Origin of the sequence: Streptomyces sp. NPDC048002 (assembly GCF_040653275.1) — a bacterium.
In the GTDB taxonomy this organism is placed as follows: domain Bacteria; phylum Actinomycetota; class Actinomycetes; order Streptomycetales; family Streptomycetaceae; genus Streptomyces.
On sequence record NZ_JBEZNL010000009.1, the window covers coordinates 190,990 to 203,575 of the forward strand.

Sequence of the window (12,586 nt, forward strand, 5' to 3'; positions counted from 1 at the left end):
AGGCTGAAGTGACCGTACGCGCCCTACCGCGACGGGCCGGACAGTGGCAGGCTGCCCTCCATGGGGGCATTGAGGCGGATTTGGCGTCACCCGCGAGGGGCGAGAGCGGCGGGTGCGGCGGGACTGGTGGTGCTCGCCGTCGGCGGTGTCGCCGCCTGCGACGGCACCGGCATCAGCACCGCGTCCATCGCGTGGACCACCGACCAGACCGTGACCCGGGAACTGGAGCGCCGGAAAGCGGACGTCCAGTGGCTCACCTGCACCGCCTCCTACGGCGACGGCGGCGAGGGCGACTCGACACCGACCGCGGGCGAGCAGACCGTCGCCGAGGTCGACTGCACCGGAAAGACCAAGGACGGCAAGGACATCACCGTCGACGGCGTCGTGACCCGCGCCATCGACGGCAAGTGCGTGCGCGGCCATGTCACCGCGAAGGTGGGCGGCAGGACGTGGTTCGAGGTCGACGGTCTCGGCGACTGCGAGGGCACCCCGTCACCGGTCGCCCCGCCCAGCGGAGGGGCGCAGCCCGGGGCCACCGTCACGGTGACGGTCACCAGGACGGTGTACTGCCAGGAGAAGCCCCAGTGCTGGCCGGAGGGCAAGTGATCCGCGTCGGCGCGAGTGATCGGAAAACCCCGTACACCGCTCACCCGTCTGCGTAGGGTGAGCGGGTGACCCAGCCTGCCGCGTATCTCCGGTTCCCCCATGTGCACGGCGAGTCGGTCGCCTTCACCGCCGAGGACGACGTCTGGCTCGCCCCCCTGGACGGCGGCCGGGCCTGGCGGGTCAGCGCCGACAACATGCCGGTCACCCTGCCCCGGATCTCGCCGGACGGCACCACCGTCGCCTGGACCTCCACCCGGGAGGGCGCCCCCGAGGTGCACACCGCCCCCGTGGACGGCGGCCCCGCCACCCGCCTGACGTACTGGGGCGCCCGCACCCGGGTCCGCGGCTGGACCCCCGACGGGCACGTCCTCGTGACCAGCAACCGGGGCCGGGCGAGCCGGGACCGCACCTGGGCCCACGCCGTCCCGCTCGACGGCGGACCGGCGACGACCCTGCCCTACGGGATCGTCGGCGACGTGGCGTACGGGCCGCACACCGTGCTGCGGTCGGCCCTGAGCCTGGAGGCGGCGCACTGGAAGCGCTACCGGGGCGGCCTGGCGGGCAAGTTGTGGATCGACCGGGAGGGCGACGGCGAGTTCGTCCGGATCCACGAGGAACTGGACGGCAACATCGAGTACCCCGTCTGGGCCGGGGAGCGTCTCGCCTTCCTCAGCGACCACGAGGGCGTCGGCGCGCTGTACTCCTCCCTCGCCGACGGCTCCGACCTGCGCCGCCACACCCCGCTCGGGGGCTTCTACGCCCGCCACGCCGCCGGCGACGGCACCCGGGTCGTGTACGCCTCGGCCGGTGAACTGTGGCTGCTGGACGACCTGGACGGCGCCGAACCGCGCCGCCTGGACATCCGCCTCGGCGGGCAGCGCACCGACCGCCGCCCGCGCCCGGTCAACGCGGCCCGCTGGTTCGGCGCGGCCGCTCCCGACCGCAGCGCGCGCGGCAGCGCCGTCCTGGTGCGCGGCAGCGTCCACTGGGTCACCCACCGCTCGGGCCCGGCCCGCGCGCTCGCCGCCGAGCCCGGCGTACGGGCCCGCAAGCCCCGCACCTTCCGGATCGACGGGGAGGAGTGGGTGGTGTGGGTGACCGACGCCGAGGGCGACGACGCCCTGGAGTTCGCCCCCGCGACGGGACTCGCGCCGGGCGCCACCCCGCGCAGGCTCGCCGCCGGCCGGCTCGGCCGGGTCCTGGACCTCGCGATGGCCCCCGACGGCAGCCGGGCCGCCGTCGCCTCGCACGACGGCCGGGTGCTCCTGGTGGAACGGGAGTCCGGCGAGGTCCGCGAGGTGGACCGCAGCGCCGACGGCGACGCCGGCGGACTGGTCTTCTCCCCGGACTCGGCCTGGCTGGCCTGGTCGCACCCCGGCCCGCGCCCGCTCAGCCAACTGCGCCTGGCCCACACCACCGACCTGTCGGTCACCGAGGCCACCCCGCTGCGCTTCCAGGACTACGCCCCGGCGTTCACCCAGGACGGCAAGCACCTGGCCTTCCTCTCCGCCCGCTCCTTCGACCCGGTCTACGACGAGCACGTCTTCGACCTGGCCTTCGTGGCCGGCTCCCGCCCGTACCTGATCACGCTGGCCGCGACGACACCCTCGCCGTTCGGGCCGCAGCGGCACGGGCGGCGCTCCGACGCCCCGGACCGGGACGAGACGCCCGACAGCGAGGGCACCCCGGCCACCCGCATCGACCTCGAAGGACTCGCCGACCGGATCGTGCCGTTCCCGGTCGAGGCCGCCCGCTACACCGGTCTGCGCGCCGCCAAGGACGGGGTGCTCTGGCTGCGCCACCCCGTCACCGGTGAACTCGGCGCCTCCCGGGCCGCCCCCGACGACCCCGAGCCCAAGACCGAGCTGGAGCGCTACGACCTGGTGCAGCAGCGGGTGGAGCATCTGGCCGCCGACGCCGACCACTTCGAGGTCAGCGGCGACGGCAAGCGGGTGCTGCTGTGGACCGACGGCCGGCTGAAGGTCGTCCCCAGCGACCGGCGGGCCTCCGGCGACGAGGACAGCGACTCCAACATCACCGTCGACCTCGGCCGGGTCCGGCAGACCGTCGACCCGGCCGCCGAGTGGCGCCAGATGTACGAGGAGAGCGGCCGCGTCATGCGGGACCACTTCTGGCGCGCCGACATGGGCGGAGTGGACTGGGACGGCGTCCTCGACCGCTACCGTCCGCTGCTGGAGCGGGTCGCCACCCGCGACGACCTCGTCGACCTCCTCTACGAGGTCCAGGGCGAACTGGGCACCTCGCACGCCTACGTCGTCCCGCGCGGCGGCTCCGGCGGCACCCGGCAGGGCCTGCTCGGCGCGGACATCTCCCGCCGTGAGGACGGTACGTGGCGCATCGACCGCGTCCTCCCCTCGGAGACCTCCGACCCCCAGGCCCGCTCCCCGCTCGCCGCGCCCGGGGTGGCGGTCCGCCCGGGTGACGCGATCGTCGCCGTCGGCGGGGTCGCGGTGGATCCGGTGACCGGTCCCGGCCCGCTGCTCGTGGGCACCGCGGGCCGGCCCGTGGAACTGACGGTGTCCCCGGCCGACGGCGGCGAACTGCGGCACGCGGTCGTGGTCCCCGTCGCCGACGAGGAACCCCTGCGCTACCACGACTGGGTGGCCGGCCGCCGGGCCCATGTCCACGAGCGCTCCGGGGGCCGCCTCGGCTACCTCCACGTCCCCGACATGCAGGCGCCCGGCTGGGCCCAGATCCACCGGGACCTGCGGATCGAGGTCGCCCGTGAGGGGCTGATCGTCGACATCCGGGAGAACCGGGGCGGCCACACCTCCCAGCTCGTGGTGGAGAAACTGGCCCGCCGTGTCGCGGGCTGGAACGTCCCGCGCGGCATGCGCCCCACCAGCTACCCCGAGGACGCGCCGCGCGGACCCGTCGTGGCCGTGGCCGACGAGTTCTCCGGCTCGGACGGCGACATCGTCAACGCGGCCATCAAGGCGCTGGGCATCGGACCCGTCGTCGGCACCCGCACCTGGGGCGGCGTGATCGGCATCGACAACCGCTACCGCCTGGTCGACGGCACCCTCATCACCCAGCCGAAGTACGCGATCTGGCTGGAGGGTCACGGCTGGGGCGTGGAGAACCACGGTGTCGAGCCGGACGTGGAGGTCGTGCAGCGGCCCCAGGACCACGCCGCCGGCCGGGACGCCCAACTGGACGAGGCCGTGCGCCTGGCCCTGGAGGCGCTGGCGGAACGGCCCGCGCGGACCCCGCCCGAGCCGCCGGCCTGACCCGGCCGCCCGAGCCGCGGGGCCGGAGCCGCCCGCCCGAGCCCCCGCCGCGACGGCGATACGATTCCCCGCGTACCGATCACCCCTGTCAGGAGGCACCCGCAATGGCCGGAGAAGCGCAGGACGACTGTCTGTTCTGCAAGATCGCGGCGGGCCAGGTACCGGCGACGATCGTCCGGGAGACGGACGACGCCATCGCCTTCCGGGACATCAACCCCCAGGCCCCGGTCCACATCCTGGTGATTCCGAAGGCGCACTACGCGAACGCCGCCGAACTCGCCGCCGGGGCACCGGAGATCGCCGCCGCCGTCCTCAAGGAGACCAAGGAGGTGGCCGAGGAGCAGAAGCTCGACTCCTACCGTGTCGTCTTCAACACCGGCGCCGGCGCCGGGCAGACCGTCTTCCACGCCCACGCGCACGTCCTCGGCGGCCGTGGCATGCAGTGGCCCCCCGGGTAACGAGCCGTGTCCGTACGTGAATTGGTGGTGCTCGGCACCGCGAGCCAGGTGCCGACCAGGCACCGCAACCACAACGGCTACCTGCTCCGCTGGGACGGCGAGGGCATCCTCTTCGATCCCGGCGAGGGCACCCAGCGGCAGATGCTGCGTGCCGGGGTCGCCGCCCACGACCTCAACCGGATCTGCGTCACGCACTTCCACGGCGACCACTCGCTCGGTCTCTCCGGGGTCATCCAGCGGATCAACCTCGACCGGGTGCCGCACGAGGTGACCGCGCACTACCCGGCCTCCGGACAGCACTTCTTCGACCGCCTGCGGTACGCGACCGCGTACCGGGAGACGGCCGACCTCCGGCAGGCCCCGGTCGCCGAGGACGGCGTCCTCGCCACGACCGGTTCGTACACCCTCGAAGCGCGTCGGCTCTCGCACCCCGTGGAGTCCTTCGGCTACCGTCTCGTCGAGCCCGACGGGCGGCGCATGCTGCCGGAGCGGCTCGCCGCGCTCGGGGTCCGGGGCCCGGACGTCGGGCGGATCCAGCGCGAGGGCGCCCTCGGGGAGGTGCGGCTCGACGACGTCAGCGAGGTCCGCCGGGGGCAGCGGTTCGCCTTCGTCATGGACACCCGGCTGTGCGACGGCGTGTACGCCCTCGCCGAGGGCTGCGACCTGCTGGTCATCGAGTCGACCTTCCTCGACGAGGACACCTCCCTCGCCGTCGAGCACGGCCACCTCACCGCCGGGCAGGCCGCCCGGGTCGCCCGGGAGGCGGGCGTACGGCACCTGGTGCTCACGCACTTCAGCCAGCGCTACTCCGAGCCCGAGGAGTTCGAGCGGCAGGCGCGGGCGGCCGGGTTCGAGGGAGAGCTGACCGTGGCGCACGACCTGCTGAGGGTGCCGGTTCCGAAGCGACGGTGAAACGGCCGTACGATGCGTTGATGCCCCTCCCCAAAGCTGAACTGCACCTGCACATCGAAGGCACGCTGGAGCCCGAGCTGGCTTTCCGGCTGGCCGCGCGCAACGGCGTCGAGCTGCCCTACGCCGACACCGAGGCGCTCCGCGAGGCGTACCGGTTCGAGGACCTCCAGTCCTTCCTGAACCTGTACTACGAGCTGATGGCGGTGCTGCGCACCGAGCGGGACTTCGAGGACCTCGCCGACGCCTACCTCGCGCGGGCCGCCGCGCAGGGCGTCCGGCACGCGGAGATCTTCTTCGACCCGCAGGCGCACCTGGCGCGGGGGCTGTCCATGGGCACGGTCGTCGAGGGGCTCGGCCGCGCGCTGGACCGCAGCGAGGCGGACCACGGGATCTCCACCCGGCTCATCCTGTGCTTCCTGCGCGACGAGTCCGCCGAGTCGGCCCTCGCGACCCTGGAGGCGGCCGAGCCGTACCTGGACCGGATCACCGGGGTGGGCCTGGACTCCGCCGAGGTCGGGCATCCGCCGGTGAAGTTCCGCGAGGTGTACGAGGCCGCCGCGGCGCTCGGGCTGCGCCGGGTGGCGCACGCCGGGGAGGAGGGGCCGCCGGAGTACATCACCGAGGCGCTGGACGTGCTCGGGGTGGAGCGCGTCGACCACGGGCTGCGGTGCGTGGAGTCCGCGGAGCTGGTGGCGCGGCTGGTGCGGGAGCGCGTGCCGCTGACGCTGTGCCCGTTGTCGAACGTGCGGCTGCGTACGGTGGACACGCTGGCGGATCATCCGTTGCCGGCGATGCTGCGGGCGGGGCTGGTGTGCACGGTCAACTCCGACGACCCCGCCTACTTCGGGGGGTACGCGGGGGACAACTTCGACGCGGTGCGTTCTTCGCTGGGGCTGAGCGAGGACGATCTGCGGACGCTGGCCCGGAACTCCTTCCTGGCCAGCTTCCTGGAGGACGACGAGCCGCGTCGGGCGCGGTATCTCGCCGAGGTGGAGGCGTACGTGTTCTAGCGGAGTCGGGTTCGGGTGCGGCGCCGTGGTGGCTGGTCGCGCAGTTCCCCGCGCCCCTGGGGGGCGCCCCAGGGGGGGCGCCTCTGGGGTGGGTGGGGGATCAGGCTGCCTTTGCTGGGGCGTAGGTGGGGGTGTCGACCGGGATTTCGATGACCGGGAGGGGGCGGCGGCCCGCGCCTCTCGCGACCGCTGTCATGGGTATCGCGACGATCAGCAGGCCCGTCGCCAGGATCGCGCCCATCGCCGGGAATCCCGCCTGGGCGGACAGGAGACTGCCGGTCAGGGGGCCCGCCGCCGTGCCCAGTGAGGACGCGGAGCCGACCAGGACCGCCCAGCGGCCTCGCCCGTCGAGGGAGGCGGCGAGGCCGATGACGTACGACAGGACGATCGGGTAGAGGGCGTTCCAGGCGATCTCGCCGGTGGCGAACGTGGCGAGGTCCCGCGCGGACGCGCTCAGCGCGATGCAGCCGGCGATGACGGCCGTCCCCGCGCCGACGGGAACGGCGAGGCCGAGCCTCGGCCCGATCGCGCCGGCCGCGACCACACCGAGCAGTCCCGCGCCCAGCGCCACCGCGAACACCGCGCCGACGGTGACCTCGCTCAGGTGCGCCTGGAGCAGCCCGATCCGTCCGCTGACCCCCCACAGGGAGTTCTGGGCGAGGGACCAGCACATCAGGGCGGCGGCGAGGACGATTCCGGCGCGTGCGTGGGGGAGCCGGCCGGAGTCGGGCCGGCTCTGTGCGACGGGTCCCGCTCCGGCGAGCCGACCGGTCAGCGGCCAGACGGCGAGCGCGGTGAGCGCGATCGCGCCGAGCGGCAGGCCGTGGCCGGGGCCGAGGTGCGGGACGGTCAGATAGACGACGCCCGCGAGGGCGGAGACGCCGAGCAGCCCGTAGGTGGTGACGCGGTGCGGGTCCGGCCGCCCGGCGATACCGGTGGCGGCGACCGCCGTGGCGGTACCGGAGCCGAAGCCGCCGAGCGTCGCGCCGGCCACGACGGCCGGGACCCAGTGGGTGAGGGCGGCGCCGCCGTAGCCGAGGACGGCCAGCGCGAGGCCGGTCCGGGCGAGCCGGCGCGGGCCGAAGCGGTCGACGCGGGAGGCGAGCAGGAACCCGGCCGAGGCCGAGCTGAGCAGCAGCGCGCTGCCGACGGCACCCGCCTGGGTGGCGGTGAGCGCCAGCCCCGAGGCGAGGCGTCCGACGGTGGTCGGCAGGAGGTACGGAGCGAGGTACCCGGCCGTGAAAAGGGCGACGAGGGGCCAGGGCAGGGTGGTGGTGCGGGCGGACACGGGCGTTCCCAGGGCATGCGAAAGGAGCGGCTCAAAAGGGGGATTGGGCGACGACCGTCGACGGACAGGAACGCGCGGGCAATTTGTATCAAGCGGGGACAGGCGCGAAGAAGGGGGGACGGTGTGATCCGAGTCACATTGAGTTTGGCCCCGGAAGTGTCGGGTAAACGGGCGTCCCTCGCGGGCCCGGAAGGGCCGGGGCCATTGACGGTCGCTGTTCGTGTATCTAGCCTCCATTTACATATGTGTATGACGTCTATGTAGGGAGATGGCGAAGGTGGCCCTCGACACCCACACGGCCTTGCTGCGGAGACTGCGGGACGGCATGGCGGGCGGTGTGCTGTCCTTCCCGCTGACCAGCTTCCGCGCCGACGGCACGCTCGACCCCGACGGCTTCCGCACCCATGTCGCCCGCCGCGTCGCGGCCGGACCCGGCGCCGTCTTCCCCGCCTGCGGCACGGGCGAGTTCTTCTCCCTGGACGAGGACGAGTACCGGACCGTGGTCGGCATCGCGGTACGGGAGGCGGACGGACGCCTCCCCGTCGTCGCCGGCATCGGCTACGGCTGGGCACAGGCCCTGCGCTTCGCGCGCATCGCCGAGGACGAGGGCGCCGACGCCCTGCTCGTCCTGCCGCACTACCTGGTCGCGGCCCCGCAGGAGGGCCTCGTCCGGCAGGTCGAACACATCGCCGCGGGCACCCGGCTGCCGCTCGTCGTCTACCAGCGCGGCCAGGTCTCCTTCACCCCCGACTCGCTGCGCCGGATCGCCGCCCTGCCGAACGTCATCGGGCTCAAGGACGGCCACAGCGACCTCGACCGGCTCCAGCGCCTCACCCTCGCCGCCCCCGAGGACTTCCTGTTCTTCAACGGCGCGGCCACCGCCGAGATCCAGGCCCGCGCCTACGCCACCGTCGGCGTCCCCGCCTACTCCTCCGCCGTGCACGCCTTCGCGCCCGAGATCGCCGACCACTTCTTCGCCGCCCTGCGCGACGGCGACGACAAGACGGCCGACCGGCTGCTGCGCGACTTCTACGTCCCGCTCGTCGAACTCCGCGACCGGGTGCCCGGATACGCCGTGTCCCTGGTCAAGGCGGCGGCCCGGCTGCGCGGCGAGCCCGTGGGGCCCGTACGCGCCCCGCTCACCGACCCCTCGGCCGCCGACCTGGCCGAGCTGAGGTCCCTGCTCGGCACCGGACTCGACCTCGTAGGAGCAGCCCTGTGAACCTGACCGTCACCGACGTCCGGCTGACGCCGATCCTCGTCGCCGACCCGCCGCTGCTCAACACCCAGGGCGTCCACCAGCCCTACACCCCCCGGCTGATCGTGGAGGTCGTCACCGCCGACGGGATCACCGGAGTGGGGGAGACCTACGGCGACACCAAGTACCTGGAGCTGGCCCGGCCCTTCGCCGAGCGGATGGTCGGCCGTCGGGTGAGCGACCTCAACGGCCTGTTCGCCCTCGCCGAGGACGTGGCCGTGGACGGCTCCCGGGTCTCGGGACGGGTCGACGTCGGCGGGCTGCGCGGCGTGCAGACCGCCGACAAGCTGCGCCTGTCCGTGGTCTCCGGCTTCGAGGTGGCCTGTCTGGACGCCCTCGGCAAGGCGTCCGGACTGCCCGTGCACGCCCTGCTCGGCGGCAAGGTCCGCGACAGCGTCGAGTACAGCGCCTACCTGTTCTACAAATGGGCCGCGCACCCCGAGGGCGTCCCCGCCGAGCGGGACGACTGGGGGGCCGCCCTGGACCCGGCCGGAGTCGTCGCGCAGGCGCGCCGGTTCAAGGAACGCCACGGCTTCACCTCCTTCAAGCTCAAGGGCGGGGTGTTCCCGCCGGACGAGGAGATCGCCGCCGTACGGGCCCTCGCCGAGGCGTTCCCCGGGCACCCGCTGCGCCTCGACCCCAACGGCGCCTGGTCGGTGGAGACCTCGCTGAAGGTCGCGACGGAACTCGGCGAGGTCCTGGAGTACCTGGAGGACCCCGCGCTCGGCACCCCGGCGATGGCCGAGGTGTCCGCGGCGACCGGAGTACCGCTCGCCACCAACATGTGCGTGACGACGTTCGACGAGATCAGGGAGGCGTTCACCCGGGACGCCGTGCAGGTCGTGCTCTCCGACCACCACTACTGGGGCGGACTGCACAACACCCGCCGGCTCGCCGCGGTCTGCCGCGCCTTCGGCGTCGGGATCTCCATGCACTCCAACACCCACCTCGGCATCTCCCTGGCCGCGATGACCCACGTGGCGGCCACCGTCCCCGACCTCCACCACGCCTGCGACTCCCACTACCCCTGGCAGTCGGAGGACGTCCTCACCGAGCGGCTCACCTTCCGGGACGGCCGGGTCGCCGTCTCCGACGCCCCCGGCCTCGGCGTCGCACTCGACCGGGACCGGCTGGACGCGCTGCACCGGCGCTGGCTCGACGACGACGGCACCCTGCGCGAGCGCGACGACGCGGCCGCGATGCGCGTCGCCGACCCCGGCTGGACCACCCCGGCCGTTCCCCGCTGGTGACCCCGGCGCGCTCCCCTCACCGCGTGCGCCCTGACCGGATCAGTACGGGTGCGGCCGGAGCGCCCGGGGCCGCCGCGGCCCGCGCGACCCCCGGGGCGGCACGGACCGCACGCCCGGGACCAGCGGTGCCCTGACGCGACGGACGGTCCGGGCGTGACCGACGGCGTGTTGTCGGTGGCGTGGTGCACACTGGCCTGATCCGCACCACGTCAGGGAGCGCACCGTGATCGCGTCCACCGCGTCCACCGGAAAGGGACCCTCTTCCTCCGTCGCCGGGGGGCCGCACCGTCCGGCCCGGGTCGACCCGCTGGCCGCGCTGCGCACCCCCGACGACCCGCCGTGGGACGTCTACCTCACCGGCACCGTGTTCCTCGACATCGTCTTCACCGGCCTCGACTCCGCCCCGGTCCGCGGGACCGAGTCCTGGGCGCGCGGAATGGGGTCGAGCCCCGGCGGCGTCGCCAACATGGCGACCGCGCTGGCCCGGCTCGGCCTCAGGACCTCGCTGGCCGCGGCCTTCGGCGACGACCACTACGGCGAGTACTGCTGGGACGCGCTGGAGCAGGGCGAGGGCATCGACCTCGCCCTCTCGCGCTCCGTCCCCGGCTGGCACTCCCCGGTGACGGTCTCCATGGCCTACGAGGGCGAGCGCACCATGGTCTCCCACGGCCACGAACCGCCCCCCGAGGAACCCGCCCCCGACTGCCCGCCCCGCGCCCGCGCCGCCGTCGCCTCCCTGGAACCGGGCCGGCAGGCCCCCTGGATCGCCCAGGCCGCCGCCAAGGGCACCCGGGTCTTCGCCGACGTCGGCTGGGACGAGACCGGAGCCTGGGACCTCGCCGGGCTGGCCGACCTCGCCCACTGCGAGGCCTTCCTGCCCAACGCCGAGGAGGCCATGCGCTACACCGGCGCGACCTGCCCGCGCGCCGCCGCCCACGCCCTCACCGCGCACGTCCCGCTCGCCGTCGTCACCCTCGGCGCGGACGGCGCCTACGCCGTGGACCGGCGCACCGGCGAGAGCGCCGAGGTCCCGGCGATCGCCGTGGAGGCCCTCGACCCCACCGGCGCCGGGGACGTCTTCGTCGCCGGCTTCGTCGCGGGCACCCTCGCCGACTGGCCGCTCGCCGACCGCCTCGCCTTCGCCGGCCTCACCGCCGCCCTCTCCGTCCAGGAGTTCGGCGGCTCCCTCTCCGCCCCCGGCTGGGCGGAGATCGGCGCCTGGTGGCGCGAGATCCAGTCCCACGAGGACCAGGACCCGGCGGCCCTGCGCCGGTACGCCTTCCTGACCGAGCTGGTCCCGGCCGCCCCGGCCCGCCCCTGGCCGCTGCGCCGGGCGGTGCCGACCATCGGCTTCGGCCGCTCCGCCTGAGCGGAAAAGGCCTACGGGCTTGTCAGTCGTGCGGCGTACCCTGGAAGCGCCAGACCGCCCCTGGGGCGGGCGCACCGTTTCGAGGAGGACGAGCAAGGCCACAGAGCCGGCCCATGACTCAGACACCCACAGCCCACACACCCGCGCAGGGGCAGGCGAGAGCACAGTTCACCGTCCCCGCCCAGCACCCCATGGTGACCGTGCTGGGGTCCGGCGACTCCCTCCTGCGTGTGATCGAGAAGGCCTTCCCGGCGGTCGACATCCATGTCCGGGGCAATGAGATCAGCGCGGTCGGCGGCAAGGCTGAAGTCGCCCTCGTCCAGCGCCTGTTCGACGAGATGATGCTGGTGCTCCGCACCGGACAGCCGATGACGGAGGACGCAGTGGAACGCTCGATCGCCATGCTCCGGGCGAGCGAGAACGGCGAGGGGTCGGCCGAGACCCCGGCCGAGGTGCTCACCCAGAACATCCTCTCCTCGCGCGGACGCACGATCCGCCCAAAGACCCTCAACCAGAAGCGGTACGTCGACGCGATCGACAAGCACACGATCGTCTTCGGCATCGGCCCCGCCGGTACCGGCAAGACCTACCTCGCCATGGCCAAGGCGGTCCAGGCCCTCCAGTCCAAGCAGGTCAACCGCATCATCCTGACCCGCCCCGCGGTCGAGGCGGGCGAGCGGCTCGGCTTCCTGCCGGGCACCCTGTACGAGAAGATCGACCCGTACCTGCGCCCGCTGTACGACGCGCTGCACGACATGCTGGACCCGGACTCGATCCCGCGCCTGATGGCGGCCGGCACGATCGAGGTGGCACCGCTGGCGTACATGCGCGGCCGTACCCTGAATGACGCCTTCATCATCCTGGACGAGGCGCAGAACACCAGCCCCGAGCAGATGAAGATGTTCCTCACCCGGCTCGGCTTCGACTCGAAGATCGTCATCACCGGTGACGTGACCCAGGTCGACCTGCCGTCCGGCACCAAGTCCGGTCTGCGGCAGGTGCAGGAGATCCTGGAGGGCGTCGACGACGTCCACTTCTCCCGGCTTTCCTCCCAGGACGTCGTCCGGCACAAGCTGGTGGGCCGTATCGTCGACGCGTACGAGAAGTACGACAGCCATCACGGCACGGAGAACGGCACCCACAAGGGCAGCCGCCAGAAGCGGAAGTAGAGACCAACCAGCACC

Annotated in this window: 10 protein-coding genes; 9 read left to right on the forward strand and 1 reads right to left on the reverse strand. The window is 73.6% G+C overall.

Translation table 11 applies throughout. The annotated features are described in order from the left end of the window. The first annotated feature begins 60 nt into the window (after positions 1–60). From AB0E07_RS15130 to AB0E07_RS15150, 5 genes are all read left to right on the forward strand, one after another. Positions 61–606, forward strand: a complete 546-nt coding sequence (locus AB0E07_RS15130; protein ID WP_362250701.1) for a hypothetical protein — start codon at positions 61–63, stop codon at positions 604–606. Positions 607–671: 65 nt separating this feature from the next. Then, positions 672–3,857, forward strand: coding sequence for a S41 family peptidase (locus AB0E07_RS15135; protein ID WP_362250704.1), 3,186 nt, complete (start codon positions 672–674; stop codon positions 3,855–3,857). 104 nt (positions 3,858–3,961) lie between these two features. After that, positions 3,962–4,315 carry a histidine triad nucleotide-binding protein gene (locus AB0E07_RS15140; protein WP_362250707.1) on the forward strand — a complete coding sequence of 118 codons (354 nt, stop codon included), beginning with the start codon at positions 3,962–3,964 and terminating at the stop codon, positions 4,313–4,315. A 6-nt stretch (positions 4,316–4,321) separates the two neighbouring features. Then, the gene (locus AB0E07_RS15145) at positions 4,322–5,227 is read left to right on the forward strand and encodes a ribonuclease Z (protein WP_362250709.1); all 906 of its coding nucleotides are present in this window, start codon (positions 4,322–4,324) and stop codon (positions 5,225–5,227) included. A gap of 20 nt (positions 5,228–5,247) precedes the next feature. After that, positions 5,248–6,237 (forward strand): adenosine deaminase, encoded by a 990-nt coding sequence (locus AB0E07_RS15150; RefSeq protein ID WP_362250711.1) that lies wholly within the window; start codon positions 5,248–5,250, stop codon positions 6,235–6,237. A gap of 100 nt (positions 6,238–6,337) precedes the next feature. On the opposite strand, the gene AB0E07_RS15155 is transcribed toward AB0E07_RS15150, so the two are convergent. Beyond that, positions 6,338–7,525: an MFS transporter gene (locus AB0E07_RS15155; protein WP_362250713.1), complete on the reverse strand. Its 1,188-nt coding sequence runs from the start codon at positions 7,523–7,525 to the stop codon at positions 6,338–6,340. Positions 7,526–7,793: 268 nt separating this feature from the next. On the opposite strand from AB0E07_RS15155, the gene AB0E07_RS15160 reads away from it, so the two are divergent. The 4 genes from AB0E07_RS15160 (at position 7,794) to AB0E07_RS15175 (ending at position 12,571) form a co-directional block, all read left to right on the forward strand. After that, the gene (locus tag AB0E07_RS15160; protein ID WP_362250716.1) at positions 7,794–8,747 is read left to right on the forward strand and encodes a 5-dehydro-4-deoxyglucarate dehydratase; all 954 of its coding nucleotides are present in this window, start codon (positions 7,794–7,796) and stop codon (positions 8,745–8,747) included. Next, positions 8,744–10,033 (forward strand): glucarate dehydratase family protein, encoded by a 1,290-nt coding sequence (locus AB0E07_RS15165; protein WP_362250719.1) that lies wholly within the window; start codon positions 8,744–8,746, stop codon positions 10,031–10,033. Before AB0E07_RS15160 ends, AB0E07_RS15165 begins: the two co-directional genes overlap by 4 nt. Before the next feature lie 223 nt (positions 10,034–10,256). Beyond that, complete coding sequence (locus tag AB0E07_RS15170) at positions 10,257–11,402, forward strand: PfkB family carbohydrate kinase (RefSeq protein WP_362250722.1); 1,146 nt, start codon at positions 10,257–10,259, stop codon at positions 11,400–11,402. 113 nt (positions 11,403–11,515) lie between these two features. Further along, complete coding sequence (locus AB0E07_RS15175) at positions 11,516–12,571, forward strand: PhoH family protein (protein WP_362250724.1); 1,056 nt, start codon at positions 11,516–11,518, stop codon at positions 12,569–12,571. Positions 12,572–12,586 lie beyond the last annotated feature (15 nt).